We start from the raw sequence: 24,696 nt of genomic DNA, 5'->3' as shown, positions 1-24,696 counted from the left end.
TCACTCCACCCCCATCAGCAGCACGGCGTCGGACTGACCGCCGGCGTAACTCGTCAATTCGACCTCGGGATGCTCCACGCGGAGCTGATCGGCCAGCTCACCGGGCAGCCGGACCGGCGCGTCCACGCCGGTCAGCACGGTGACCAGTTCGCCGCCGAGGGCCAGCATCCGGTTCAGCACGCCGACCGCCGCCGCGACCAGGCTCGTCTCCGAGGCGGGCGCGGGCTCGATCGACACGACCTCGCCGTCGACGAGGCCGACGACGTCACCGGCCTGCGCCCGGCCCACCCAGGTTAGCGACTCCTCCTGCGCGATCCGCAGTTCGCCACGCCTGGTCGCGGCCGCCGCTTCGGCCATGGCGACCACGTCGTCGTTGGTGCGGCGGTCCTTGTCGTGGACGGCCAGCGCGGCGAGCACCTGGACGGGTGACACGCACGGGATGACGACGACGTCGCGATCCGCCGCCATCGCGTGCCCGGCCGCCGCGTCGGCCGCCGCGGTCAGTCGCTGACCGCCTGGAAGGACGGTGACGTGATGGCCGGCGGCCTCGTTGATCAGGCCCAGCATCTCCTCGACCGTCGGCTCGCTCCCCTGCGGGACCGCCAGCACCGCGACCCCCTCCGCGCGGAGGAGTTCGGCCAGCTGCCCACCGTGGACCACGGCGACCACCGACCGGTCGATCCCGCCACCGACCTCGACCGGCGTGGGCGTGATCAGCGGCTCGACCCGGACGCGGCGGGGGCGGCCGAGCTCGATCCCGGCCTCCAGCGCCGCGCCGATGTCCGCGCAATGGACATGGACGGCATACGCACCCGCGCCGTCCCCGGCGACCGTGACGCTGTCGCCGAGGCCGCTGAGGGTCTTGCGAAGCCCGGGAAGGCTGCCTTCGTCGACGCCGTCGAGCAGGTACATGACCTCCCACGCGGTCGGCGCGTCGATCGTATGATGGTGATGCGCTTCGAGCGGGTGCTCCGGCTCGGTGAGGCCGCCGGAGATCACGCCGGAAAGGGCGTCGAGGACCGCCACCAGTCCACGGGCGCCCGCGTCGACCACGCCGGCCACCGCCAGGACGGGCAGCTGCTTCGGGGTCTCTTCGAGCGCTTCGGCGGCGACGCGCGCGGCTTCGACGGCCACCACTTCGAGTGAGCCCGTCGCGTCGCGGACAGCCGCGGCGACGGTGTGGAGAACGGTCAGGATGGTCCCGGCCACCGGACGGCTGACCGCGCCCGTGGCGGCCCGGTCCGCGCAGCCGAGCGCCTCCGCGAGCCCCGGCCCGTCGAGCTCCCTCGCGGCCGCCGACTCGGCGATCCCGCGCACGACCTGCGACATGATCACGCCCGAGTTGCCCTTGGCGGCCGCGACCGCGCCCTTGGCGAACGCCGCCAGCGCCTCGGCGGTCGTCGCGGGATCGGCCTCCGCCAGCGCGTCGCGGGCCGCGGTCATGGTGAACAGCAGGTTGGAGCCGGTGTCGGAGTCGGCGACCGGGTAGACGTTGATGCCGTCGATCGCCGGCCGCAGCACGGCCAAGCTGTGCACACAGGCCGCGGACCAAGCCGAGACCGCCGCCACGTCCAGCACCCGCACCCCGTAACCTCCTACCTGTTCCAGCGAGGGTATCGACCCGGTGCCGGAGGGCTCTGAGCCACTGGTTACTATGGTCGAGTTGCCCAGCATGCTGGGCGCATCATTCTTTGTCCCAGATCCAGAGGAGTTCGACGTGGCTGCCGTGTGCGACGTCTGTGGCAAGGGACCGGGCTTTGGCAAGTCGGTCTCGCACTCCCACCGGCGTACCAACCGCCGGTGGAACCCGAACATCCAGACCGTTCACGCCAAGATCGGTCTGTCCCAGCGCAAGCGCCTGAACGCCTGCACCTCGTGCATCAAGGCGGGCAAGGTCGTTCGCGGCTGAGCCGGGTTTTTGGGGAATGGCGGGTGCTCTTCGGAGCACCCGCCATTTTTTGTGCTCTGGTGGCGGTCGACCTCTGTCCGTGAAGGCCTCCTTCCCTCGGCTCAGCCGAGGAAACTCGACCTTCACACCTTCCCGAGTACATGAAGGCCCCCTTCCTTGCGCCTAGGTACAGGAAGGGGGCCTTCATGTACTAGGGAAGCGACCGCCTCAAGCCGGAAGTCCCGTGAAGGCTCAGGGGAGCTTCCACTCCACCGGACCGGCGCCCTGATCCGCCAGCAGCTGATTCGCCCGGCTGAACGGCCGCGACCCGAAAAAGCCCGCGTGCGCCGAGAGCGGGCTCGGGTGCGCCGACTCGATGCACGGCACCTGCCCCAGCATCGGCTTCAGATTCCGCGCGTTACGGCCCCACAGGATCGCGACCATCGGCTCGTCCCGCGCCGCGAGGGCCTTGATGGCCTGTTCGGTGACCGCTTCCCAGCCCTTGCCCTGGTGCGAGTTCGACTTGCCCGGCTGCACGGTCAGCGACCTGTTGAGCAGCAAGACCCCCTGGTCGGCCCACGGCGTCAGGTCACCGTTCGACGGCAGCGGGTATCCCAGGTCTTCGCAGTACTCCTTGTAGATGTTGATCAGGCTCTTCGGGATCGGCCGGACGTCCGGCGCCACCGAGAAGCTCAGCCCGACCGCGTGCCCGGGCGTCGGGTACGGGTCCTGCCCGACGATCAGCACCCGCACGTCGTGGAACGGCTGCTGGAACGCCCGCAGCACGTGTTCACCCGCCGGGAGATAGGTCCGGCCCGCGGCGATCTCCGCGCGGAGGAATTCCCCCATCGCGGCGACCTGCGGCGCCACCGGTTCGAGGGCCTGCGCCCAGCCTGCTTCGACGATGTCCTGCAGCGGTCGTGCGGTCACGGCGTGCGAGCTTACTCACGTGGGTCGAGCCGCCGGAGTTCGACCCGACGGAGTTCTCTACGAAAAAGGGCAGCCCTCTCGACATACCCGTCCACCACGAGCTTGATCATGTCCGGCCCGAACGACGTGTTCGGCCGTGTCTTCGCGGGGACACCGAGCGCGATCTGCCCACTGTCCACATAGGACCCATAGGAGAGAACAGCGCCCGCGCCGACCATCCCGCCGTCCTCGACGACGGTTCCGTTCAGCACCACCGATCCCGAAGCGATCAGGCAGCCTTCGCCGATCCGCGCGCCCTCGATGTGCACGGAATGCCCGACGGCGGAGGAGTTCCCGATGATCGTCGGTTCCTTGCGGGTGCAGTGCAGGACGCAGCCGTCCTGGACGTTGGACCGCTCGCCGATCTCGATGTACCCGTGGTCGCCTCGCAACACCGTCTGCGGCCACACCGACGCGAACGCCGCGATCCGGACGTCGCCGATCACCGTCGCGTCGGGATGGACGTAGGCGTCCGGGTGGATCGAGGGTTCGAGGTCGCCCAGTGCGTAGATCGGCATCCGTCCTCCTATACCAGCGACTTGCCGTAACAGATGCTTTCCGGCTCGTCCTTGTAGTACCCGAAACCCGGGATCTCCAGGTAACCGGCCGACTCGTACAGCGCGATGGCCTCCGGCTGCTTGTCCCCGGTCTCCAGCACCATGCGCAGCCGTCCGGCCTCGGCGGCTGTCCGCTCCAGATCGGCGAGCAGCGCCCGCGCGAGGCCACGGCCGCGCGCCGAGGCCATCACGAACATCCGCTTGATCTCCGCGTCGCCGGGCCGCAGCGGGTCCGGACCGTCGTGCGCCCGCCAGGCGCCGCACGCGACCGGGACGTCGTCGAGGTAGGCGGCCAGGAACAGCCCCTTCGGCGAGGCGAACTGCGCCGCGTCCATGGGCGTCTCGTCTTCGCTGCCGTACCGGGCGGCCAGTTCGAGCTGGGCTTCGGCCAACAGTTTCACCGCGTCGGGGTGGTCGTAGGCCAGCACACGAAGGTCCATGGGCGCGAGATTAGCGATCGGCCCTCCCGCGGGGGAAGCGAGCGCTAGGTTCTGCTCGTGTCGATCGAAGCAGTCCTCGCCGAGGCGCAACTCCGCCAGGCTCGCAATTCCGCCGCCTTCTGGGCCGCCGCCGGCCGCTCCCGCGGTCACGAAGTGATCCGCCGTAACGGTTTTCTCGCCGTCGCCGGTGACGAGCGCGCGGGATTGCGCGTCCTGATCCAGGAACCCGGCCTCACCGACGGCGAGGTGGCGGAGATCACGGAGCTCGCCGCGCGGGCGAAGGGCCCGGTGGACGCCGAGGATCCCTTCAGCGTCACCGATCTGGGCCACCTCGGCGACATGCGCAGCTGGCGGATGCCCGTCATGTTGCGTCCTCCCTCCCCGGTCGCCGAACCCTCGTTGGAGGTGGTCCGGGTCGACGGGGAGGAAGACCTGCGAGCCGCCGAACGCGCGGTCATCGCGGGCTTCGAACTCGACCGGTTCGAGCCCTACCGCGCGGGAGAGATGTTCCCGATGGCCCTGCTCCGCGAGCCGGGGGTCGAGGTGTTCGTCGCGCGGCTCGACGGCGAGGTCGCCGGGGCGTGCGTCACCGTCGTCGAGAACGGCTTCGGCAGCCATTACTGGGTCGGCACGCCGCCGGCTTTCCGCTCCCGCGGCGTCGGGCGAGCCGTGATGCTCGGTTCCCTCGGCCCCTTGGCGGAAAAGCCGGTGACCCTCACCGCGTCCAAAGCGGGCAGGCCCCTGTACGAATCCCTCGGCTTCACCGTCGCCGGCGAGTCGACCTGGTGGGCCTCCCGCTCCTAACGCCAGTGCTGCCAGCCGCTGTCGTGGCCGTACCGCTTCCCGTCCACCGTGACCCCCGAATCCGGCATGGTGACGACGCCGATCTCGGTCCAGCCCTCCGGCAGTTCGGCGAACGAGGGGAAGGTGGCCGCGAACGCGTGGTCCTCGCCGCCGGTGAGGACCCATTTCAGCGGGTCGGCGCCGAGCGCGGTGCCGACCTCGGTCAGCCTGCTCGACACGTCGAGGTCCGCCGTCCGCACGTCGATCCCCACGCCGGATGCCTCGGCGATGTGACCGAGGTCGGACAGGAGCCCGTCGGACACGTCGATCATCGACGTCGCGCCGCCGTCGGCCGCGCGGATGCCCGCCTCGTAGTCCGGTTCGGGGCAGCGCTGCGCGTTGACCACGCTGACCGGTGACCGGAACCCCCGGCCGAGCACGGCGAGACCGGCGGCCGCCCAGCCGAGCCGTCCGCAGACCGCGACGACGTCGCCGGGACGCGCGCCGGACCTCGTCACCGGCTCCCGGCCGCCGAGGTCGCCCAGGGCGGTGACGCTGATCACGATCTGGTCGGCGCGCACCATGTCGCCGCCGACGATCCCGATACCGGCGCGATCGGCTTCGAGCCACATGCCCTGGGTGAGTTCGGTGACGAGTGCCGTCGGGGTGTCCGAGGGGCAGGCGAATCCCATGAGGACGGACGTCGGGCGGGCGCCCATCGCGGCGATGTCGGTGAGGTTCACCGCGACCGCCTTGCGGCCCACCTGTTCGGCACTGGACCAGTCGAGCCGGAAGTGGACGCCCTGCACGAGGACGTCGGTGGACGCCACCGTCCGGCCGTCCGGGCTGGCCACGACGGCCGCGTCGTCCCCCGGTCCGAGCAGGGTCGACTCCGGCTGCTTCCGGCCTGCCGTCACCGCTTCGATCAACCGGAATTCACCGGTCCCGGCGACCGTGCCGTCGTTCGGTGACACCCGTCACCTCCACTTTCCCTTGTCCGGACAAATGTCGATCACCGATAGTCGGAAGCCCTAGGTTTTTCCCGGGGCTGGCGATACGTTGCTACAACGTTCCTACCTTGAGCCGACTTTTACGAAGGGGCGCGCCGTGGTCCACGCATACATCCTCATCCAGACCGAGGTCGGCAAAGCCGCCGCGGTCGCCGCGGAGATCTCCACCATCTCCGGTGTCACCAGTTCGGAGGATGTCACCGGCCCGTACGACGTCATCGTCAAGGCCGCCGCCGACACCGTCGACCAGCTCGGTCAGCTCGTGGTCGCCAAGGTGCAGAACGTGGAGGGCATCACGCGGACGCTGACCTGCCCGGTGGTGCATCTCTGAGAGGTGGTGTAGTGGTCCGGTGGCTGACACGGACACCGGCGCTCCCCCGAAACCCCTGCTGATCGCGGCCGCCTGCCTGGCGATCCTGCTCGTCGCGGGCGTGGCCGTCTTCGGGCTGACCCGCGGCGCGGACTCCGGCGCCCCGGTGGCGGACGGTCCGCTCCCGCTCGTCCCGGTCCCGGCACCGCAGTCGGGGTCACCCGAATGCGCGAAACTCATCGGTGCGCTCCCCCACGAGCTCACGTCGTCCGGGAACACGCTGGTCCGGCGGAAGCTGGCCGATCCCGCCCCCGAGGCGACGGTCGGCTGGGGCACCGGCGACCCGGTGGTCCTGCGGTGCGGCCTCGGCAAGCCGCCGGAACTCACCCGGACCTCGCAGCTGCGGACGATCAACGGCGTCCAGTGGCTGCAGGTCGAGGGCGAGGGCACCGCGACGTGGTTCGTGGTGGATCGTCCCGTCTACACCGCGCTCACCGTGCCGAACACCGCGGGGACGGGGCCGCTCCAGACCGTTTCGGACGTCATCGCCGCCAACCTCCCCGCGGTGCCGCTGCGGTTCTGAGCGCTCAGGGCAGGAGCAGGCTCTTCCCGGTGTACCGCCGCGCCTCGATGTCCGAGTGCGCGGCGGACGCCTCCGCCAGCGGATACGTCCGGCCGATGACCGGGGTCACCGTTCCTTCGGCCGCCCGCCGGAGGATCTCCCGCACCCGGCGCGCGTTGTCGGGCCAGAACCCGACCAGCTGCGCCATGTCCACAACGGACAGCCGGGCGCGGTCGGCGTCACCGATCACCGTCTCCGTCCCGCTGGACATGCCGTAGCCGGAGAAGCGTCCGCCGTTGCCCAGCAAGGTCAAGGAGGCGGCGCCCAGTTCACCTCCGACGCCGTCGAAGACCACGTCCAGCCGGTGGCCTCCCGTGCGGGCGAGGATCTCCCCCGTCCAGTCCGCCGCCGAGTAGTCGACCGGCTCGGCACCCAGTTTCCGCGCGATCGCCGCCTTTTCCTCGCCTCGGACCGCCGCGACGACCGTCGCGCCCGCGGCGCGGGCGAGCTGCACCAGCACACTGCCGAGCCCGCCCACACCCGGCATCACCAGGATCCGCTCGCCGGCGGCGACCGGGGTCTTCTCCAGCAACGCCAGCGCGGTACTGCCGTCGTCGAACAGGGCCACCGCGTGCCGGGGATCCAGCTTCTCCGGGATCGGGAAGGTGTCGTCCGGCAGCGCGACGACCGTGTCCGCGTATCCCCCGCCATAACCGCCCGGCGCGTGGGTGAGGACCGTCTTGCCCAGCCAGTCCTCGTCGACGCCGTCGCCCACCGCGTCGACGGTGCCCGCCACCGCCCCGCCCGGGACGTACGGCGGCTCGACGGCGAACACGTCGGGACCGTCACCTCGCCGGATGAGGGCGTCGAGCCAGCCGACCCCGGCCGCCGTCACCGCGACGCGGAGCTCCCCCGCTCCGGGTTCGGAAGTGGGCACTTCGACCTGCTCGAGGACGCCGGGATCGCCGAACCGGGACACTCTGATCTCACGCATGAACGCAAGCTATGACCTCCAGCTTGGTCGAGGTCAACCGAGAACGGCGATCAGCGGTTTGAGCGCGGTGTGGAGCGCCTCGCGCGAGCAGCCCGCGTAACCGATGAGGTTCCCGAACACCGTCGGCGTCCCGGCGAAGTGCCGGGCCAGCCCGTCGAGCCGGATCCCGGCGCGTTCCGCCGCCGCCATCCGCGCCGCCTCCTCCTCGGCGGATCCACAAGGGACGACCAGATGCGCGCCCGCGTCGTCGCCGAGCACCGGGATCCCCGCCGACGTCAGCGCGGCCGACACCAGTGACCGGCGCTCCGACAGTTCCCGCCGGAGTTTCCGCAGATGCCTGCCGAGATCGCCGTGCCGCGCCAGTTCGGCGAGCACCCGCTGCCCCGCGGGCGACGGCCGCGTTCCGGTCGCCTCGCGGTACTCCAGCACCGCGGCCGCGACCGGGGCGGGCGCGACCATCCAGCCCGCGCCCAGTGCCGGGGTGAGGATCTTGCTGGTGGTCCCGAGATGCGCGACGACGTCGGGCGCGAGCGCGGCCAGCAGCGGCAGCGGCGCGACGTCGAACCGCAGCTCGCCGTCGTAGTCGTCCTCGATCACCAGCATGCCTTGGGCACGCGCGAGTTCGACCAGGTCGACGCGGCGCGACGCGCTCATCCGGCTGCCGAGCGGATACTGATGCGCGGGCGAGCAGTACACCGCGCGCACATCGGCGGGGACGGCGTCCGGACGCAGGCCCTCTTCGTCGACCGGGACGGGCACGACCTCCATCCCCGCCCGGCGGAACGCCTGCACGGCCCGCTGATACCCCGGCTCCTCGATCGCGACGCGGTCCCCGCGCGAGAGCATCGCGCCCGCGAGTTCGATCACCGCGGCCGTCGTCCCGCCGGTCGCGAGCACCGTTCCGGCCGCGAGACCGCGGTGGCGCAGCAGATGTTCGGACACGGCGTCCCGGTACGCGCGCAGCCCGGCCCGGTCCTCGCGGTAGGTCGGGCGCGGATCGGCGGCGGCCCGCCACGCGCGGCGCCAAGCGGCCTTCTCGACGCCGTCGGCCCACGGGACACCCGGGGTGAGGTCGACCAGCGTGGGCGGCGCGGCGGGTGTTCCGGGCGCGGGCCCTTTCGACGGCCTGTCCGCGGGCGGCGTGGTCGTGACATACGTGCCGGAGCCGTGGCGGCCGGCGATCCAGCCCTCCGCGTGGAGCTGCTCGTACGCGGCCGACGTCACCGTGCGGCTGACGCCGAGACGGCTCGCGAGCGCCCTGGTCGAAGGCAGCCTGTCCCCGCCGCGCAGATGCCCGTCGCCCGCGGCGGCGCGCAACGCGTCGGCCAGCTGGACCGCGAGCGGGACGGCCGAATCACGGTCGAGACTGACCGGCAGGGCGGTGTCGGACATGGATTACTCCGCACTGGAGGGAAGTGGCCTTCTCAAGTATAGGAGAATTGGACATTATTACAGGCCACTCTCCTGGGTGAGACTGGTCGCATGTCCACCCCGCTCTCTCCCACCGACCGGACCACCCTCGGCCGCAAGAAGAACCGCGCGCTCACCGACCGCTCGGCGCTGTACGCGGTGCTCGACGAAGGCCTGATCTGCCATCTGGGCGTCGTGCGCGACGGCGTCCCGCTGGTCATCCCCACCGGCTACGGCCGGGACGGCAACACGCTCTACCTGCACGGATCGACCGGGGCGAGGAGTATGCGCGACTCCGACGGCGTCGAGGTCTGCGTCACGGTGACCCTGCTCGACGGCATCGTCTACGCGCGCTCGGTCAACAACCACTCGATGAACTACCGCAGCGCGGTGATCCTGGGGAAGGCCGCCGCGGTCACCGACCGCGACCGGAAGATGCACGGCCTCCACGTGCTGACCGACCACCTCGCGCCCGGTTCGTGGGAACACGCACGGGACATCAACGCGAAGGAGTTCGCGTCCGTTTCGGTGCTGGAGCTGGACCTCACCGAGGCGTCGGTGAAGATGCGCGGCGAAGGTCCCGACGATCCCGAGGACGAGGTCGCGGACGATCTTTCGTGGGCGGGGGTGCTGCCGGTGCGGACCGTGTTCGGAGAGCCGGAGCCGTCGGTGGACCTGGTCGGTGAGTGGACGGTGCCGGACCATGTGAAGCGGCGCGTCGGGTAGTCGCGCGCCGCTCTTGGTCACTTCCCCGAGTACATGAAGGCCCCCTTCCTTGCGCTAGACGCAGTGAAGGGGGCCTTCATGTACTCGGGGAGGCCTTCACGGACTTACCTTCGACCAGGCTTTCCCAGGGGCGCGGCTCTGTTCCGAACCGGGGTCACGGGCGGTGGCGCGGCAGCCGCACGGAGAACGTCGTCGCCCCCGGCACGCTCTCGACCTCGATCGTCCCGCCGTGCGCCGAAACCAGCGAGAGCACCACCGAAAGCCCGAGCCCGGTCCCGCCGTTGCCGCGCGTGCGGGCGGTGTCGACCCGGTAGAACCGGTCGAAGATCCGTTCCCGCGCTTCCGGCGGGATCCCGGGCCCGGCGTCGCTCACCCGCAGGACGACCTCCGAACCCGACGCCGCGGCCGACAACGTCACCGCGGTCCCGGGCGGCGTGTGCACCGCGGCGTTGGCGAGCAGATTGTCCAGCACCTGCCGCAGGCGCACCGGATCCGCTTGCAGGACAACACCTTCCGGTAACGCGCCGACGCTCAGCGGATGCTCCGGGCGCCCGGCCGCGAAGGCCTCGCCCGCGTCGGTGATCAGCTCGGCGAGGTCGACGCCGACCAGTCGCAAGGGTGGTTCGCTCTCCGGCGCGTCCAGGCGCGCGAGGAGCAGGAGGTCGTCGACGAGCACGCTCATCCGCTGCGTCTCTTCCCGGATCTTCGCCAGATGCGCCTCGCGTTCGGCGGGTTCGTTCGCCGCGGCGTAGCGGAAAAGCTCGGCGTAGCCCCGGATCGACGTCAGCGGCGTGCGCAGCTCGTGGGAGGCGTCGGCGATGAACCGACGCAGCCGTTCGTTCGCCTCCCGGCGCGCGACCAGCGAGGAATCCAGATGCGCCAGCATGACGTTGAACGCCGTCCGCAGTTCCTCGACCTCGGCGCCGCCGCCGTTCGCCCGCGCGCGCACCGGGAGATCGGCGTTCGTGGTGAGGTCGTGCGACGCGATGTCGTGCGCCGTCCCGGCCATGTCGCTCAGCGGCCGCAGCCCGCGCCGCAGCACGAGCCGTCCCGCGATCACCAGGACCGCGAGCGCCAGCAGGAACGCGACGACCTCGACCATGATCAGCTGGCTGACCGTCCGGTCCAGGTCCGCCTGCGGCGCGGCGCTGACCAGCACGATGTTCCGCGCCGGCTCGATCGGGCAGGCCCGGACCCGGTACGTGCCCTTGTCCTCGATGTAGACGGTGCGCAGGACCTCGGTCCGCGTCGCGTCCTCGGCGACCTTTTCGAGCGCTTTCGTGTCCGGCGGCAGGGAACCGCCCGCCTGCGGCAGCGCGTCGCCGTTCTGCACCGCGAAGACCGCGGAGAACCAGCCGTAGGCCTGCTGCGGTTTCCCGCCGTGCGTGGTGCGCAGCGACGGCACCTGGCTGATCTGGGTCTTGGCGAGCTGTTCGTCGAGCCGGTCGTTCAGATAGCCCTTCATGATGCCGACCATCACGGTGCCGACGACGGCGAACACCACCAGCGCCAGCGCGCCCAGCCCGAGCGCCAGCCGCGTCCCGAGCCTCGACAGGCGCCAGGCGTCGTACCACCGGCGCAGCATCTTCATCTCGCCGCCTGCCGCACGACGTAGCCCACGCCACGCACGGTGTGGATCAGCGGCTCGTCGCCCGTGTCGAGTTTGCGGCGCAGATGCGAGATGACGAGTTCGACCACATTGGACCGGCCGCCGAAGTCGTACTCCCAGACGTGGTCGAGGATCTGCGCCTTCGTCATCACCGAGGGCGAATGCCGCATGAGATAGCGCAGCAGTTCGTACTCGGTCGGGGTCAGGTCGGCCGGTTCGCCGTCGCGGGCGACCTCGCGGGTGTCCTCGTTGAGGGTCAGGTCGCCGACCCGCAGCACCGCGGCCTTGGCCTGGTTGGTGCTCCGCCGCAGGACCGCGCGCAGCCGCGCCATCAGTTCCTCGACGGAGAACGGCTTCACGAGGTAGTCGTCACCGCCCCGGGTGAGCCCGGCGACGCGGTCCGCGGTCGCGTCCTTCGCGGTGAGGAAGACCACGGGCACCGCCGTCCCGGCCTCGCGGAGCTTGTCCAGCACGGTGAACCCGTCGATCCCGGGCAGCATCAGGTCGAGCACGACGATGTCGGGCACGAATTCGGCCGCCTTGGCCAGCGCGGCCTCGCCCGATCCGGCGGTCACTGCCTGCCAGCCCTCGTAGCGGGCGACGGTGGCCACCAGATCGGCGATATGCGGCTCGTCGTCCACCACCAGCAGGCGCACGGGGTTCTCGGTGTTCACGAAAGCCATCCTCCGTGAACGCGCGCGCGAGGGCGAGGCGGGACCGCACACGACAGCAAGCCGACAGCTTCCGCCAAGAAAGGTCACAGGTTGGCACAGCAGGCTCGGCACTTGAACCGGACCGGAAGGGACCACGTGTGACCACCATGACGCAGACCGCCGTGAGACCGCGCCCGGCGATCCGGCCCAGGATCGCCGCGCGCGCCGGGCTCTTCCTCTTCCTCGGGGCCAACGTGGCCGCCGTGACCGTGCTGTTCTTCGCCGCCGGGCCGTCGGACAACGTGCTCATCAGCATCGGCAGGCTCGCCGGGCTGTACGGGGCGCTGACGATGGCGTTCCAGCTGCTGCTGGTCGCCCGGCTGCCCTGGCTCGACCGCCGCCTCGGCATGGACCGGCTCACCGGCTGGCACCGCTGGACCGGGTTCGGCCTGCTGTGGACGCTGCTCGCCCATTTCGTGTTCATCGTCTTCGGCTACGCGCAGGTCGAGGACAACGGTGTGGTCGACGAGTTCGTCACGATGGTGACCAAACTGGAGGGGATCCTGCGCGCGGTCGTCGCGTTCGCGCTCATTCTGCTCGTCGGCGCCGTCTCCGCCCGGTTCGCCCGGCGACGGCTGGCGTACGAGACCTGGCATTTCATCCACCTCTACACCTACGCCGCGGTCGTGCTGGCGTTCACGCACCAAATCGCGCTGGGCGGATCGTTCGCGTCTTCGCCGGGAGCACAGGTCTACTGGTGGGCGGTGTGGGGTGTCGCGCTCGGCTCCGTCGTCGCCGGCCGGGTGGTGCTGCCGCTGGCGCGGAATCTGCGGCACCGGTTGAAGGTCGTCGCCGTGGTGCCCGAATCCCGCGACGTCGTCTCGGTGTACATCTCCGGCAAGGATCTCGACAAGATGCCCGCGCGGGCGGGCCAGTTCTTCCTGTGGCGCTTCCTGACCAGGGATCGTTGGTGGCAGGCGAATCCGTTCTCCCTCTCCGCCGCACCGGACGGCCGCACCCTGCGGCTGACCGCGAAGGCCGCCGGCGACGGCAGCGCGTCCTTGCGGTCGCTCAAGGTCGGCACCCGGGTGTTCGCCGAAGGCCCGTACGGCGCGTTCACCACGATGCACCAACAGAAACCGGACGCACTGCTGGTCGCGGGCGGCGTCGGGATCACGCCGATCCGCGCGCTGCTGGAGGAGATCTCCGGGCACGTCGTGGTGCTTTACCGCGTCCGCGACGCACGTGACGCCGTCCTCCTGCCGGAGCTGATCGGGTTGGCACGAGCGCGCGGCGCGGCCGTCCGAGTCCTCAGTGGACCGTCCGATCAGGCCGGTCCGGTCCTCGGCGCCCCCAATCTGCGGCGGCTGGTGCCGGATATCGCGGACCGGGACGTCTTCGTCTGCGGTCCGCCCGGGATGACCTCGGCGACGCTGCGCAGCCTGCGGGAACTGCGGGTGCCGGGCAGCCAGGTCCACGCCGAACGTTTCAGCCTCGCCGCCTGAACCAGGAGACCCGATCATGAAGAAGACCATCGTCGCGGCCACTGTCGCGCTGTCGGCCGCCGGCTTCCTCGGTGTGTGGCTGTACGAACCCGGCCCGCTCGGCTCGGAGACCGTGGCCGTCGCGGCGCCCGCCCCGGCACCGTCGTCGAGTGCGGACGGCGGAGCGTCCGAGGGCGCCGAACGCACCCTCGACGGCTCGGTGGAGAGCAACCGGTACGGCACCGTGCAGGTGCGGCTGGTGATCTCGGCCGAGGACAAGATCTCCGAAGTCCGTCTGCTGCAACGGCCGACGAGCGGCCGAGGGGTCGACGCGATCCCGATCCTGCAGGAGGAGACGCTGACCGCGCAGAGCGCCGACATCGACACCGTTTCCGGGGCGACGTCGACGAGCGAGTCGTACGTCAAATCGTTGCAGGCGGCGCTGGACACCAGATGAACCGCGTCGAACAGGTGATGGGGCTGCCGGTCTCGGTCGACGTCCGGGCGGGCGGCGGGCTCGTCGACCACGCCATCGACGGCGTCTTCGGCTGGCTGCGGGAGGTCGACGCGCGGTTCAGCCCGTTCAAGGCCGACAGCGAGGTCTGCCGTTACGACCGCGGCGAACTCTCGCCTTCGGAACTGAGCGACGACCTCCTGGAAGTGCTTTCGCTGTGCGACCACTACGAACGGCTGTCCGGCGGAGCGTTCAGCGCCCGGCTCCCCGGACGGCGGCTCGATCCGAACGCGGTGGTCAAGGGCTGGGCGGTGCAGCAGGCGGCGTCGCTGCTGCTGGCCGAGGGGTTGGACGTGTTCTGCATCAACGCCGGCGGCGACGTGATCACCTCCGGCGAACCGGAACCCGGCCGCGCCTGGCGGGTCGGCATCCGGCATCCCGAACGGCCCGACGCGGTCTGCGCCGTGGTGGAATCGTCCGGCGGCGCGGTCGCGACGTCGGCCGAATACGAACGCGGCGCGCATATCCTCGACGGCCGGACCGGACGCCCGCCCGTCGGGCTGCTGAGCGTCACGGTCGCCGCCGACGACCTCGTCACCGCGGATTCCCTCGCTACCGCCGCCTTCGCGATGGGGACGGAAGGGATCGCGTGGGTCGCGTCGCGGCCGGGCTGCCAGGTGCTGGTCATCGACGCGGAACGGCAGGTGCACCGGTCGCCGGGGCTGCGGCTGGCGTAAACCGTTGGCCGGGTTCCGCGGGCTCGGGCAGACTGCGGCGTCATGACCTCTGTCGTACAGAACTTCTTCTTCGACTGCGCCGACGCCTACGAACTGGGCCGTTTCTGGAGCGGTGTCGTCGGCAAACCGATGGCCGACGACGACGTGCCCGGCGACCCCGAGACGATCATCGAGATGGACAACGATGTCACGCTGTTCTTCGGGCAGGTCCCGGAGCCGAAGACGGTGAAGAACCGGATCCACCTCTGCCTCACGCCGGATATCCCGCGCGACGAGGAGGTGGAGCGCCTGCTGAAGCTCGGCGCGACCCTCCTGCACGACCGGCGCAATCCCGACGGCACCGGCTGGGTCGTCCTCGGAGACCCCGAAGGCAACGAATTCTGCGTGCTGCGCAGCGCCGCCGAGAAGGCCGCGACGGCGTGACGGATTACGTGACGGTCAACCGGGCGAACTGGGACGAACGCGCTCCCGCGCACGCCGCTTCGGCCGACTACGGCTACGAGAAGTTCGTCGCGGATCCGGCGCATCTCAGCGGCGTGGTCACCTTCGACCAGCCGCTGCTCGGCGATGTCTCCGGCGCGCGCGGGGTCCACCTCCAGTGCCATATCGGCACGGACACGCTTTCCCTGTCCCGCCTCGGCGCCCGGATGACCGGTCTCGACTTTTCCGCGCCCGCGCTGGAGATCGCGCGACGGCTGGCCGCCGGGACCGGCGCGGAGATCGACTACCACGAGTCCGATGTGTACAGTGCCGCCGACGTGCTGGGCGCCGGGGAATTCGACCTCGTCTACACGGGGATCGGCGCGATCTGCTGGCTGCCGGACATCGCCCGCTGGGGACAGGTCGTCGGGAAGCTGCTGAAGCCGGGCGGACGGCTGTTCATCCGCGACATGCATCCGATGCTGGGCACTCTCGACGAGACGCAGCCGCAGATCACGCCGAAATACCCGTATTTCGAGCAGGCCGAACCGCTGGTGTTCGACGAGCCGGGGACCTATGTGGACACCGACGTTTCGTTCCAGCACAACCGGACGCACGAATGGAACCACGGGCTGGGCGAGATCGTCACTTCGCTGCTCGACGCGGGGCTGACGCTGACGCGGCTGGTGGAGCACGACAGCGTGCCGTGGAACGCGCTGCCGGGGTTCATGACCCTGAACGAGGCGACCGGGGAATGGCGGCTGACCGAGGATCCGCAGCGGCTTGCGGCGAGTTTCACCATCGAGGCCGTCAAGGCGCGGTGAGCCTTGGGGCTCGCAGGTCGCTACCCGCAACACCACCGGTCCCAGTAGTCACAGCGGAGGCGCGTGAAGCCCCTTCACCGCGTCTAGCGCCAGGGTTCCGGCAAAGTCGCATAAGCGCTGGCCGGTGCCACTCTCGGCGAACGGCGGATGACAGGAGGTTCGCCTGGTTTCCGTCCACAAAGGACGCCGACAGGCGGGTAAATGTCCGTTTAATTCTTATTTGTACGGTTTCCGAGCGGGGTCGTGAGTGGTGATTGTCGTTAGAACGACCAAAAACACTCACGACCGCCCCGGAATACACCCAAACCGGGCACGACCGCCTTGGCAGTGTCCCCTGTGGATGGTCGAGCGATATGGGATCAGTGTGACGAGCCTCCTTCGTCGCCGCTTGACCAGCGCTTATGCGACTTTGCCAGAGCCCTGGCGCTAGACGCGGCGAAGGGGGCCTTCACGTACTTCAGAGTCGAGAAAGTCAAACGTGTCTTGTCAGGCATAGCGTCCTGAAGGCCCCTTCGGGACGCTGGATGTCTCAAAGGTGGCCTTCAGGGCATCGCTTCTGTCCGGGCCGGGGCGCCCAGCGGCCGTGTCACATTCGCCTTACCCTCCACAAAGTTTTGGGAAGATGTCCGCATGAGCGTCTCCCCTGAGAAACGGCCCCTTGTCGCCGTCGCCGCCCTGGGCGGCACCATCTCCATGGTCCCCGGTGACGGCGAAGACCACGCCGTCCCCCGGCTCACCGCCGCCGACCTGCTCGGCGACCTGGGTGAGAACCTCGAGATGGACGTCCGCGCGGAGACGCTGGCGGGGATTTCCAGCGCCTCGATGGACTTCGCGACCCTGATCAGGACGCGGGACTGGGCCGCCCGGGCCGTCGACGAAGGCGCTGAAGGCGTCGTCGTGATCCAGGGCACGGACACGCTCGAAGAGACGGCGTACTTCTTCGAGCTGACGTGGGCTTCCGAGGCACCGATCGTGGTCACCGGCGCGATGCGCAACCCCAGCCTGCCCAGCGCCGACGGCGCGGGGAACATCCTCGCCGCGTTGACCGTCGCCGCCGATCCCCGCAGCCGGGGCCGCGGCTCGCTGGTCGCGTTCAACGACGACGTCCACGCCGGACGCTGGGTCCGGAAGACGCATTCGAGCCACGTCGAGGCGTTCTCCTCGGCTCCCGCCGGCCCGCTCGCGCTGGTCAGCGAGGGGTTGGTGCACTACTTCCATCCGGCGGCCGCCCGTCCGGCGGCGTTGCCGCTGGAGAACGCGGACTTCTCCGGGCTGGTGCCGATCGTCGAGAGCGGCGTCGAGGACACCGGCGAACTCCTGGAAACGCTGGTCAAGGCCGGGGTCAAGGGAGTGGTGCTCGCCGCCAACGGCGCCGGGCACGTTTCGGCGGGGTCCGCCGACGTGATCGAGCGGGCCCTGGCGGAGGTGCCGATCGTGGTCGCCGGCCGCACCGGTGCCGGGCCGACGTTCCGCGGCACCTACGGCTTCCGGGGTTCGGAGTCGGACCTGATCGCGATGGGCGCGACGATGGCGGGCTGGCTGGACCCGCGCAAATCCCGGCTCCTGCTGCACACCCTGCTCGCCACCGGCGCCTCCCGGGAACGCGTCGAAGCCGAATTCCGCCTGCGCGGCGACCTCGCCTAACCCCCGCGTTTAGTCCTCTGAATGCGTAAGGAACGCATTCAGAGGACTAAACGCGAGAAGGGCCTGAGATGGGGTCCAGGTGGTACGGCCGCATGGCGCGGGGCCGGTGCCGGTAGACGTGCACGCTGACGGCGGGATCCGGGCCGTCGTTGCGCACCTCGTGGATGTAGCCGGGACCGAAGACGCGGGACTGCCCTTCCGACAGCGAGTGCAGCTCGGTCACGGCACGTCCGCCGGCCGCGCGCCGGGCGACGGTCTCGCTCAGCTTCCCGCTGACGACGGTGAACGCGCCCGCGGCGAACTCGTGATCGTGCAGGTCGGTGTGCTGGCCGGGCAGCCAGCTCATCAACCAGATCTCCTGCAGTTCATCGGCGTCGACGAGAGCCGAGAAGCGCTCCTCGGGGTCGTAACGCAGCAGGTGCCGCCAGCGGTCACGGTCCGCGGCGAACTCGAGCGCGACGCGCACCGGATGGCGCAGGGCGGGGTTTTCGGGAATGACGAGCGTGTTGTCCGGGACGGCGAACATGGCGGTGTCCTCGCAAAGGAAGTAGGTGTCGAGCTGGGCCGGGGCTGGGTTCACCGACAACAGCGACACGCGCACGCGACCACGCCAAGACCCGAGAGGCCCCGCGACACAGTCATCCCACGTGCGAACATGCGCCCAGCGAACCAGTGCGGAGCCCGGCGGTCAACAGATCTCATACCGTGGACCGTGAGTTCTGCACCTGACGTCCATGCTCGCAACACGGATCCGCCCCGGTCTGTCGCGATATTGCGGTCTCCCTCAGGACCACTCGTGCTTCTGCGACCGCCCGAGCAGCTCGGCTCCCGCACGCCGCGGGTCGACACCTTCGTGGCACACGCGGTGCATCGCGTCCGTGATCGGCATGTCGACACCGAGGCCCATCGCCAGTTCCCGGATCGACGTGCACGATTTGACGCCCTCGGCGACCTGGCCGCCGGTGGCCGCCAGCGCCTGCTCCAGCGTCTCGCCCCTGCCGAGCCGCTCGCCGAAGGTCCGGTTGCGCGACAACGGCGACGAGCAGGTCGCCACCAGGTCGCCGACACCGGCGAGCCCGGCGAAGGTCAGCGGATCGGCGCCGAGTTTCGCGCCGAGCCTGGCCATCTCGGCCAGCCCGCGGGTGATCAGCGTCGCGGTGGTGTTGGTGCCCAGCCCCAGCCCCGCCGCCATCCCGCAGCTGAGCGCGATGACGTTCTTGCACGCCCCGCCCAGCTCGCAGCCGACGACGTCGGTGTTGGTGTACGGCCGGAAGTACTGGTTGAAGCTCGCCTGCTGGATCGCCTTGGCGTTGTCGTGGTCGGTGCAGGCCAGCACCGCCGCCGCGGGCTGTCCCAGCGCGATCTCCTTCGCCAGGTTCGGCCCGGACACGACCACGATCTGCCCGTCGTCGACCCGCGCGATCTCGGCGATGACCTCGCTCATCCGCTTGAGCGTGCCCAGCTCGACACCCTTCGCGAGGCTCACGAGGATCGCGTCGGACGGCAGCAGACCGGACCACTCCGAGAGATTGGTCCGCAAGGTCTGGCTCGGCACCGCGAGGACCACGGCCTGCGCACCGTCGAGAGCCTCCGCCGGATCGGCCGTCGCGGTGATCCGCTCCGGCAAGGCGATACCGGGTAAATAGGACGAATTGAGATGCCGCTCCCGGATTTCGGCCGCGACCTCGGGCCGCCGGGCCCATATGGTCACGTCGCGACCGGCGTCGCCGAGCACCTTGGCGAACGCCGTCCCCCACGATCCGGCGCCGAGCACGGTCACCCGCTGGACCTCGGCCATCAGGCGTCGTCCTCCGGCTTCTTCGCGGGCGGTTCCTCCTGCCGGATCTCCGCGAGCAGCGCGGTGATCTCCGTCATCATCAGGTCGGTGACCTCGCGCAGCTTGGACGCGCTGCGGGTCGAACCTTCCTTGTACGCCGAAAGGTCCATCGGCTCGCCGACCAGGTGCGTGATCTTCTTGCGCGGGAACGGCGTGAACTTCTTCGTGTAGCCGTTGAAGATGTGGTTCGTACCCCAGCGGGCGATCGGGATCACCGGCACGTCGGTCTCCAGCGCGAGCCGCGCGGCCCCGGTGAACGGCTTCTTCGGCCAGCCGTCCGGATCCTTGGTGATCGTCCCCTCCGGATAGATCACCACGACCTTGCCGTCACGCAACGCCTGGTGGGCGGCCTTGAGACTGTCGCCGGCGGCGGCCGAACCGCGGGACACCGGGATCTGCCCGGCGCCGACGAAGATCTTGCCGAAGAGCGGCGCCCTGGTCAGGCTCTCCTTGCCGAGGAACCGCGGCACCCGCTTCTGCCGGTGCACGAACACCGCGTCCACCGCCGGGTCCATGTGGGACACGTGGTTGAGCAGGAGCAGCGCGCCGCCTTCGCGGGGGATCCGCTCGGCGTTGCGGTAGACCCGCTTGCCGATGGCCGTCGCCGGGTAGAACAGTGCGGCGGCGATGCCCACCCAGATGCCGCCCTTCTCACGCCGGGCCAATTCGTCCTCCTCGAAGTCACACGTGTCGTCCCAGGCCATTGATCCTGCCGCGCGCATACGAGCGCGGTCCAGGGAGGGTCGGGTAAGAAGTGAGATGTGGACCGTGTGGGCTTTGACCTGATAGTGCCGATGAAACGCCCCGCCGAGGGCAAGTCCCGGCTTCGCGGCGCGGTCGTGCCGGAGCGGCACGCCGAACTGGTGCTGGCGCTGGCCTACGACACGTTGTCCGCGGCGACCTCGGCGGACGGGGTCCGGCGGGTGCTGGTGGTCGCCGCCGACCCGGCGTCCGTGGCGGATCTCACCGAGCTGGGCGTCGAAATCGTCACCGAACCGTCGCGCGGCGGACTGAACGCGGCCCTGCGCCACGGCGAGGAACTGCTGCGCCGGGACAGGCCGTCCGGTCTCGTCGGCGCTCTGCAGGCCGATCTGCCCGCGCTGCGGACCGAAGACCTCACCGCCGCGCTGGCCGGGGCCGCCGGACGACGGGCGTTCGTCGCGGACCGGCAGGGAACGGGCACCACCCTGTTGCTCGCGGGCGCCGGGCAGGCGTTGGCACCCCGCTTCGGCACGGGTTCCGCGCGGGCGCACACCGCCTCCGGTGCGACCCCGCTCACGATCGCCGCGGAATCGCTTCGCGCCGACGTCGACACCGCGGATGATCTCGCTCACGTCCGCACCCTCGGTGTCGGAAAGCGCACTTCAACGCTGCTGGGAACACCCTGCGTGGTGATGTGACGAGAGTTCACCCTGCCGACCCGCGCGCGGCGCACATAATCGCCCCGAGTGGTGAACAATGAAGCCCGTGAGCACAAATGACGGCGGCACCCCGAACTCGGCAAGGAAGCGGAAGACCTCCGCCGCGAAACCGGAACCGGACAACGGCACGGCGAAACCCGTCCGTGCGCGGAAGACGAACAGTTCGATCCCGCGCACGGCCGTCCGCGCGACGCGTGGTGGCTCGGCGAGCCGCCCCGCCCAGGAGTTCCGCGCACTGCCCGCCGCGCCGCCCGCGGTGACTTCGGCGCCCACGGCCGTCGAGAGCCTTCCCGACGACCGGTACTTCAACCGTGAGCTGTCGTGGCAGGACTTCAACGCGCGCGTGCTCGCGCTGGCCGAGGACGAGTCGCAGCCGCTGCTCGAACGCGCCAAGTTCCTGGCGATCTTCGCGTCCAATTTGGACGAGTTCTACATGGTGCGGGTCGCCGGGCTGAAACGCCGCGACGAGACCGGCCTCCCGGTCCGCAGCGCGGACGGGCTCACCCCGCGCGAACAGCTGGCGTACATCGCCAAACGCAACCAGGACCTGGTCGAGCGGCACACGAACGCCTTCGAGCTGCACCTGCGGCCGCAGCTGGCCGACGAGGACATCCACATCGTCGGCTGGAACGACCTGACCGGCGCCGACCAGCTCCGGCTGTCCAACTACTTCAGCGAGCAGATCTTCCCGGTGCTCACACCGCTGGCCGTCGATCCCGCGCACCCGTTCCCCTACATCTCCGGCCTTTCGCTCAACCTCGCGATCACCGTCCGGGACCCGGAAGCGGGCACCGAGCGGTTCGCGCGCGTCAAGGTGCCGAGCAACGTGCCGCGCCTGATGCGCATCGAGCAGCAGCCGCGTGAGGTCCGCACCGCGACCTTCCTGCCGCTGGAGGAACTGATCGCCGCGCATCTCGGCGAGCTGTTCACCGGGATGGAGGTCACCGAGCACCACGCGTTCCGGGTGACCCGCAACGCGGACTTCGAGGTCGAGGAAGACCGGGACGAGGATCTTCTCCAGGCGCTGGAACGCGAACTGGCGCAGCGGCGGTTCGGCCCGCCGGTGCGGCTCGAAGTGGCGCAGGACATGAGCGAGCACATGCTCGAACTGCTGCTGCGCGAACTGGAGGTCGACCCGCGCGACGTCGTCGAGGTCCCGGGTCTGTTGGATCTGACCTGCCTGCACCAGTTGTCCGGCGTCGACCGGAAGGAACTCAAGGACCGCCCTTTCGTTCCCGCCACGCATCCGGCGTTCGGTGAGCGCGAGACGCCGAAGTCGGTGTTCGCGACGCTGCGCGAGGGCGACGTCCTCGTGCACCACCCGTACGACTCGTTCTCCACCAGCGTCCAGCGGTTCATCGAACAGGCCGCCGCGGACTCGAAGGTGCTGGCGATCAAGCAAACGCTGTACCGCACCTCCGGCGATTCCCCGATCGTCGACGCGCTGATCGACGCCGCCGAGGCGGGCAAGCAGGTCGTCGCGCTGGTCGAGATCAAGGCGCGGTTCGACGAACAGGCCAACATCACCTGGGCCCGCACACTGGAACGCGCGGGCGTGCACGTGGTCTACGGGCTCGTCGGACTGAAGACGCACTGCAAGGTGTCGATGGTGGTGCGCCAGGAGGGTTCGACCATCCGCCGCTACTGCCATATCGGCACCGGCAACTACAACCCGAAGACGGCGCGGCTGTACGAGGATCTCGGCATCCTGACCGCCGACCCGACGATCGGCGCGGACCTGACGGATCTGTTCAACGTGCTGACCGGCTACTCCCGCCAGGACACCTACCGCAACATCCTCACGTCGCCGCACGGGATCCGGCGCGGCATCGTGCGCGCGATCGGCGAGGAGATCGAGCTCGCCAGGGCGGGCCAGACCGCCGGGATCAGGATCAAGTGCAACTCTCTCGTCGACGAGCAGGTGATCGACGCGCTGTACCACGCCTCACAGGCCGGGGTCCCGGTCGACATCGTGGTGCGCGGGATCTGCGCGCTGAAGCCGGGTGTGGAGGGACTGAGCGAGAACATCCACGTGCGCTCCATCCTCGGCCGGTTCCTGGAGCACTCGCGGATCTTCACCTTCCTCGCCGGCGGCACCCGCTGGATCGGCAGCGCGGACATGATGCACCGCAACCTCGACCGCCGGATCGAAGCGCTGGTGCGGGTCAAGGATCCGAAACTCACGGCGCAGCTGGACTACATCTTCGAATCCGCGCTGCATCCCTCGACCCGGTGCTGGGTGCTGGGTTCCACCGGCGAATGGACGCCGTTCCCCGCGTCCGGCGACGACGTCCGCGACCACCAGGTCGAACTGGCGAAGCGGCACGGAGCGGCGGGATGAGCGGGACCGTGCGGGCGGCGGGAGCCGTTCTCTGGCGCCGTCAGGGCGACCGGATCGAGGTCGCGCTGGTCCACCGGCCTCGCTATGACGATTGGTCGCTGCCGAAGGGAAAGCTGGATCCGGGCGAGACCATCGCGGGCGCGGCGGTCCGGGAGATCGCCGAGGAGACCGGATTCGAAGCGGTGCTCGGCCGGTATCTGGTCCGGACCGAATACACCGTGGCGGGAGCGCCGAAGACCGTCGACTACTTCTCCGCGCACGCGGCTTCCGGCGCGTTCGCGCCGAACGAGGAGGTCGACGAGCTGCGCTGGCTCGACACGGAGTCGGCGGAGAAACTGTTGACGCGGCCGGGCGACGTCCGGGTGCTGCGCGAGTTCTCCGCGCTGCCGCCCGAACTCACCACGGTGATCCTGGTGCGGCACGCCAAAGCGGGTAAACGCGAGGAGTGGAACGGCGACGACGATCTGCGGCCACTGTCGGACGCGGGCCAGCGTCAGGCCGAGGCTTTGCGTTCGCTGCTGCGGCACTACGCGCCCGGCAGGGTGCTTTCGGCGCCGCGGCTTCGATGCGTCCAGACGGTGAACGGGCTCGCCGAGGATCTCGGGGTCGAGATCCGGCACGAGCCGCTGCTGTCGGAAGAGGGCTACTGGCCGGACCCGGTGCTCGGTGTCGCCCGGCTGCTGGCCATCGCCGGAGACGGTGGGACACCGGTGATCTCCAGCCAGGGCGGGGTGATCCCGGACGTCGTCAGCGCGCTGGCCGACCGCGACGGCGTCGACCTGACCGCCGCGCGCGGCGGTGTGGTGCCGTCGAAGAAGGGCTCGTTCTGGGTGCTGTCGTTCCGGGCGCCGACCAAGGAGGACGGGCCGGTACTGGTGGCCGCGGACTATTTCGCGTCGCCTTTGCCCACGCCCGCGCCCGCCCATCCCTGAAACCGGATCACGCGTGATTGAAGCCGGATCACGCGTGTTTGGAGGCGGATCGCTTCCAAACACGCGAGATCCGGCTTCAATCACGTGAGTTCGGTGTCCAAGCACGGATGAACGTCGTGCGGCTCCCCCACGTGGGTGACGTGCCTACTCCGGCGGTGTCGAGGCGAACCGGCGCACGTCGCTCCACTGTGGAGCCAGTGAGCGGGACCGTGCGTCCATCGGAGTGACGGTCGAAGCGGATTCTTTTCCGCGACTTCGCCTGAGGGCGCGAGAATCGCATCACATTCGCCCGCAGGGCCGCCACGGATCCGTGACGGGACAAGATCCCCGGAGACCGCGCGCGAGCGCGTCAGGGCTGAACAGAGGCCCTGAAAATGCGGCAAGGCCCCGCGCGGTGCGCGGGGCCTTGCCGTTGGCTCACTCGTGGAGAGGGAGCTTACTTCTTCTTCGCGGCAGCCGAAGTCCGCTTGGCCGGAGCCTTCTTCGCGGGAGCCTTGGCAGCGGTCGCCTTGGCGGCCGGCTTCGCGGCGGCCTTGGTGGCGGTCGCCTTCTTGGCCGTGGTGGCGCGAGTCGTGGCCTTGGCGGCGGTCTTCGGCGCGGCCTTGGTCGCGGTCGTCTTGGCCGCGGCCTTGGTCGCGGTCGCCTTGGCGGCCGGCTTCGCGGCGGCGCGCGTCGTCGTGGCGGCGGCGCG

At 70.0% G+C, this 24,696-nt stretch carries 27 protein-coding genes; 14 read left to right on the top strand and 13 right to left on the bottom strand.

What is annotated here, in order from left to right; translation table 11 throughout:
- Nucleotides 1-1,584, bottom strand: a complete 1,584-nt coding sequence (locus tag ACSMFO_RS24200; protein WP_436460610.1) for a DAK2 domain-containing protein — start codon at nt 1,582-1,584, stop codon at nt 1-3.
- 133 nt (nt 1,585-1,717) lie between these two features.
- On the opposite strand from ACSMFO_RS24200, the gene rpmB reads away from it, so the two are divergent.
- On the top strand, nt 1,718-1,909 hold the full coding sequence (rpmB, locus tag ACSMFO_RS24195; protein WP_007031450.1) for a 50S ribosomal protein L28: 192 nt from the start codon (nt 1,718-1,720) through the stop codon (nt 1,907-1,909).
- Between the two features lie 231 nt (nt 1,910-2,140).
- On the opposite strand, the gene ACSMFO_RS24190 is transcribed toward rpmB, so the two are convergent.
- The 3 genes from ACSMFO_RS24190 to ACSMFO_RS24180 are packed head-to-tail and all read right to left on the bottom strand — an operon-like array spanning nt 2,141 to nt 3,854.
- On the bottom strand, nt 2,141-2,818 hold the full coding sequence (locus ACSMFO_RS24190) for a uracil-DNA glycosylase (RefSeq protein ID WP_360097704.1): 678 nt from the start codon (nt 2,816-2,818) through the stop codon (nt 2,141-2,143).
- 11 nt (nt 2,819-2,829) lie between these two features.
- A complete protein-coding gene (locus ACSMFO_RS24185; RefSeq protein ID WP_436460609.1) occupies nt 2,830-3,375 on the bottom strand; it encodes a gamma carbonic anhydrase family protein in 546 nt (181 codons plus the stop codon).
- 8 nt (nt 3,376-3,383) lie between these two features.
- On the bottom strand, nt 3,384-3,854 hold the full coding sequence (locus ACSMFO_RS24180) for a GNAT family N-acetyltransferase (protein WP_038509530.1): 471 nt from the start codon (nt 3,852-3,854) through the stop codon (nt 3,384-3,386).
- Nucleotides 3,855-3,911: 57 nt separating this feature from the next.
- On the opposite strand from ACSMFO_RS24180, the gene ACSMFO_RS24175 reads away from it, so the two are divergent.
- The gene (locus tag ACSMFO_RS24175; RefSeq protein ID WP_436460608.1) at nt 3,912-4,658 is read left to right on the top strand and encodes a GNAT family N-acetyltransferase; all 747 of its coding nucleotides are present in this window, start codon (nt 3,912-3,914) and stop codon (nt 4,656-4,658) included.
- Here ACSMFO_RS24175 and ACSMFO_RS24170 read toward each other — a convergent pair.
- Entirely contained in the window at nt 4,655-5,611 is a 957-nt protein-coding gene (locus ACSMFO_RS24170) for a thiamine-phosphate kinase (protein ID WP_037342083.1), read from the bottom strand. The genes ACSMFO_RS24175 and ACSMFO_RS24170 overlap by 4 nt on opposite strands.
- Nucleotides 5,612-5,744: 133 nt before the next feature.
- Between ACSMFO_RS24170 and ACSMFO_RS24165 the strand changes: the two genes are divergently transcribed.
- Together ACSMFO_RS24165 and ACSMFO_RS24160 are read left to right on the top strand one after the other, a co-directional pair.
- A complete protein-coding gene (locus tag ACSMFO_RS24165) occupies nt 5,745-5,978 on the top strand; it encodes an Lrp/AsnC ligand binding domain-containing protein (protein ID WP_005160289.1) in 234 nt (77 codons plus the stop codon).
- A 19-nt stretch (nt 5,979-5,997) separates the two neighbouring features.
- Nucleotides 5,998-6,540: a DUF3515 domain-containing protein gene (locus ACSMFO_RS24160; protein WP_436460607.1), complete on the top strand. Its 543-nt coding sequence runs from the start codon at nt 5,998-6,000 to the stop codon at nt 6,538-6,540.
- 4 nt (nt 6,541-6,544) lie between these two features.
- Here the strand turns inward: ACSMFO_RS24160 and ACSMFO_RS24155 are convergent, their stop codons facing one another.
- The gene (locus ACSMFO_RS24155; RefSeq protein ID WP_436460606.1) at nt 6,545-7,513 is read right to left on the bottom strand and encodes a zinc-binding dehydrogenase; all 969 of its coding nucleotides are present in this window, start codon (nt 7,511-7,513) and stop codon (nt 6,545-6,547) included.
- Nucleotides 7,514-7,546: 33 nt separating this feature from the next.
- Entirely contained in the window at nt 7,547-8,905 is a 1,359-nt protein-coding gene (locus ACSMFO_RS24150; RefSeq protein WP_360097686.1) for a PLP-dependent aminotransferase family protein, read from the bottom strand.
- 90 nt (nt 8,906-8,995) lie between these two features.
- Here ACSMFO_RS24150 and ACSMFO_RS24145 point away from each other — a divergent pair, with 90 nt between their 5' ends.
- On the top strand, nt 8,996-9,649 hold the full coding sequence (locus ACSMFO_RS24145; protein ID WP_436460605.1) for a pyridoxamine 5'-phosphate oxidase family protein: 654 nt from the start codon (nt 8,996-8,998) through the stop codon (nt 9,647-9,649).
- A 154-nt stretch (nt 9,650-9,803) separates the two neighbouring features.
- On the opposite strand, the gene ACSMFO_RS24140 is transcribed toward ACSMFO_RS24145, so the two are convergent.
- A complete protein-coding gene (locus tag ACSMFO_RS24140; protein ID WP_436460604.1) occupies nt 9,804-11,240 on the bottom strand; it encodes a sensor histidine kinase in 1,437 nt (478 codons plus the stop codon).
- Nucleotides 11,237-11,932 carry a response regulator transcription factor gene (locus ACSMFO_RS24135; RefSeq protein ID WP_436460603.1) on the bottom strand — a complete coding sequence of 232 codons (696 nt, stop codon included), beginning with the start codon at nt 11,930-11,932 and terminating at the stop codon, nt 11,237-11,239. The genes ACSMFO_RS24140 and ACSMFO_RS24135 overlap by 4 nt, the downstream gene beginning before the upstream one ends.
- 146 nt (nt 11,933-12,078) lie before the next feature.
- Between ACSMFO_RS24135 and ACSMFO_RS24130 the strand changes: the two genes are divergently transcribed.
- The 6 genes from ACSMFO_RS24130 to ACSMFO_RS24105 all read left to right on the top strand — a co-directional run bounded on the left by ACSMFO_RS24130 (nt 12,079) and on the right by ACSMFO_RS24105 (nt 17,474).
- Nucleotides 12,079-13,416, top strand: coding sequence for a ferredoxin reductase family protein (locus ACSMFO_RS24130; protein ID WP_436460721.1), 1,338 nt, complete (start codon nt 12,079-12,081; stop codon nt 13,414-13,416).
- 16 nt (nt 13,417-13,432) lie between these two features.
- A complete protein-coding gene (locus ACSMFO_RS24125; RefSeq protein WP_436460602.1) occupies nt 13,433-13,852 on the top strand; it encodes an FMN-binding protein in 420 nt (139 codons plus the stop codon).
- The gene (locus ACSMFO_RS24120; protein ID WP_436460601.1) at nt 13,849-14,586 is read left to right on the top strand and encodes an FAD:protein FMN transferase; all 738 of its coding nucleotides are present in this window, start codon (nt 13,849-13,851) and stop codon (nt 14,584-14,586) included. Before ACSMFO_RS24125 ends, ACSMFO_RS24120 begins: the two co-directional genes overlap by 4 nt.
- A 42-nt stretch (nt 14,587-14,628) precedes the next feature.
- The gene (locus ACSMFO_RS24115) at nt 14,629-15,009 is read left to right on the top strand and encodes a VOC family protein (RefSeq protein ID WP_436460600.1); all 381 of its coding nucleotides are present in this window, start codon (nt 14,629-14,631) and stop codon (nt 15,007-15,009) included.
- Nucleotides 15,006-15,830, top strand: a complete 825-nt coding sequence (locus tag ACSMFO_RS24110) for a class I SAM-dependent methyltransferase (RefSeq protein ID WP_436460599.1) — start codon at nt 15,006-15,008, stop codon at nt 15,828-15,830. Before ACSMFO_RS24115 ends, ACSMFO_RS24110 begins: the two co-directional genes overlap by 4 nt.
- A 630-nt stretch (nt 15,831-16,460) precedes the next feature.
- Nucleotides 16,461-17,474: an asparaginase gene (locus ACSMFO_RS24105; RefSeq protein ID WP_016336441.1), complete on the top strand. Its 1,014-nt coding sequence runs from the start codon at nt 16,461-16,463 to the stop codon at nt 17,472-17,474.
- A gap of 46 nt (nt 17,475-17,520) precedes the next feature.
- On the opposite strand, the gene ACSMFO_RS24100 is transcribed toward ACSMFO_RS24105, so the two are convergent.
- From ACSMFO_RS24100 to ACSMFO_RS24090, 3 genes are all read right to left on the bottom strand, one after another.
- Nucleotides 17,521-18,000, bottom strand: coding sequence for a cysteine dioxygenase (locus ACSMFO_RS24100; protein ID WP_073848054.1), 480 nt, complete (start codon nt 17,998-18,000; stop codon nt 17,521-17,523).
- Nucleotides 18,001-18,258: 258 nt separating this feature from the next.
- Nucleotides 18,259-19,272, bottom strand: coding sequence for an NAD(P)H-dependent glycerol-3-phosphate dehydrogenase (locus tag ACSMFO_RS24095; RefSeq protein ID WP_436460598.1), 1,014 nt, complete (start codon nt 19,270-19,272; stop codon nt 18,259-18,261).
- Complete coding sequence (locus tag ACSMFO_RS24090; RefSeq protein WP_360134980.1) at nt 19,272-20,015, bottom strand: lysophospholipid acyltransferase family protein; 744 nt, start codon at nt 20,013-20,015, stop codon at nt 19,272-19,274. Before ACSMFO_RS24090 ends, ACSMFO_RS24095 begins: the two co-directional genes overlap by 1 nt.
- Before the next feature lie 90 nt (nt 20,016-20,105).
- On the opposite strand from ACSMFO_RS24090, the gene cofC reads away from it, so the two are divergent.
- Genes cofC through ACSMFO_RS24075 form a run of 3 tightly spaced genes read left to right on the top strand, consistent with a single transcriptional unit; the run spans nt 20,106 to nt 24,005 of the window.
- Nucleotides 20,106-20,711, top strand: coding sequence for a 2-phospho-L-lactate guanylyltransferase (gene cofC, locus ACSMFO_RS24085; protein ID WP_436460597.1), 606 nt, complete (start codon nt 20,106-20,108; stop codon nt 20,709-20,711).
- Between the two features lie 58 nt (nt 20,712-20,769).
- Nucleotides 20,770-23,073, top strand: a complete 2,304-nt coding sequence (locus ACSMFO_RS24080; RefSeq protein ID WP_436460596.1) for an RNA degradosome polyphosphate kinase — start codon at nt 20,770-20,772, stop codon at nt 23,071-23,073.
- A complete protein-coding gene (locus ACSMFO_RS24075) occupies nt 23,070-24,005 on the top strand; it encodes an NUDIX hydrolase (RefSeq protein WP_436460595.1) in 936 nt (311 codons plus the stop codon). The genes ACSMFO_RS24080 and ACSMFO_RS24075 overlap by 4 nt, the downstream gene beginning before the upstream one ends.
- Before the next feature lie 436 nt (nt 24,006-24,441).
- Here ACSMFO_RS24075 and ACSMFO_RS24070 read toward each other — a convergent pair.
- Nucleotides 24,442-24,696 (bottom strand): hypothetical protein (locus ACSMFO_RS24070; protein WP_436460594.1); only part of this gene is annotated, 255 nt, incomplete at its 5' end.

Origin of the sequence: Amycolatopsis sp. w19 (genome assembly GCF_051373225.1) — a bacterium.
Classification (GTDB): Bacteria; Actinomycetota; Actinomycetes; order Mycobacteriales; family Pseudonocardiaceae; genus Amycolatopsis; species Amycolatopsis japonica.
This window is presented reverse-complemented; position numbering and strand designations above follow the sequence as displayed.

What these genes read in the sequence shown, in the direction of transcription:
- ACSMFO_RS24095 (WP_436460598.1), bottom strand. Translation starts at nt 19,272, where the DNA reads ATGGCCGAGGTCCAGCGGGTGACCGTGCTCGGCGCCGGATCGTGGGGG.
- ACSMFO_RS24180 (WP_038509530.1), bottom strand. Translation starts at nt 3,854, where the DNA reads ATGGACCTTCGTGTGCTGGCCTACGACCACCCCGACGCGGTGAAACTG.
- cofC (WP_436460597.1), top strand. Translation starts at nt 20,106, where the DNA reads ATGAAACGCCCCGCCGAGGGCAAGTCCCGGCTTCGCGGCGCGGTCGTG.
- ACSMFO_RS24155 (WP_436460606.1), bottom strand. Translation starts at nt 7,513, where the DNA reads ATGCGTGAGATCAGAGTGTCCCGGTTCGGCGATCCCGGCGTCCTCGAG.
- ACSMFO_RS24130 (WP_436460721.1), top strand. Translation starts at nt 12,079, where the DNA reads ATGACGCAGACCGCCGTGAGACCGCGCCCGGCGATCCGGCCCAGGATC.
- ACSMFO_RS24185 (WP_436460609.1), bottom strand. Translation starts at nt 3,375, where the DNA reads ATGCCGATCTACGCACTGGGCGACCTCGAACCCTCGATCCACCCGGAC.
- ACSMFO_RS24115 (WP_436460600.1), top strand. Translation starts at nt 14,629, where the DNA reads ATGACCTCTGTCGTACAGAACTTCTTCTTCGACTGCGCCGACGCCTAC.
- ACSMFO_RS24125 (WP_436460602.1), top strand. Translation starts at nt 13,433, where the DNA reads ATGAAGAAGACCATCGTCGCGGCCACTGTCGCGCTGTCGGCCGCCGGC.
- ACSMFO_RS24100 (WP_073848054.1), bottom strand. Translation starts at nt 18,000, where the DNA reads ATGTTCGCCGTCCCGGACAACACGCTCGTCATTCCCGAAAACCCCGCC.
- ACSMFO_RS24145 (WP_436460605.1), top strand. Translation starts at nt 8,996, where the DNA reads ATGTCCACCCCGCTCTCTCCCACCGACCGGACCACCCTCGGCCGCAAG.
- ACSMFO_RS24105 (WP_016336441.1), top strand. Translation starts at nt 16,461, where the DNA reads ATGAGCGTCTCCCCTGAGAAACGGCCCCTTGTCGCCGTCGCCGCCCTG.
- ACSMFO_RS24150 (WP_360097686.1), bottom strand. Translation starts at nt 8,905, where the DNA reads ATGTCCGACACCGCCCTGCCGGTCAGTCTCGACCGTGATTCGGCCGTC.
- ACSMFO_RS24075 (WP_436460595.1), top strand. Translation starts at nt 23,070, where the DNA reads ATGAGCGGGACCGTGCGGGCGGCGGGAGCCGTTCTCTGGCGCCGTCAG.
- ACSMFO_RS24120 (WP_436460601.1), top strand. Translation starts at nt 13,849, where the DNA reads ATGAACCGCGTCGAACAGGTGATGGGGCTGCCGGTCTCGGTCGACGTC.
- ACSMFO_RS24090 (WP_360134980.1), bottom strand. Translation starts at nt 20,015, where the DNA reads ATGGCCTGGGACGACACGTGTGACTTCGAGGAGGACGAATTGGCCCGG.
- ACSMFO_RS24140 (WP_436460604.1), bottom strand. Translation starts at nt 11,240, where the DNA reads ATGAAGATGCTGCGCCGGTGGTACGACGCCTGGCGCCTGTCGAGGCTC.
- ACSMFO_RS24080 (WP_436460596.1), top strand. Translation starts at nt 20,770, where the DNA reads ATGAAGCCCGTGAGCACAAATGACGGCGGCACCCCGAACTCGGCAAGG.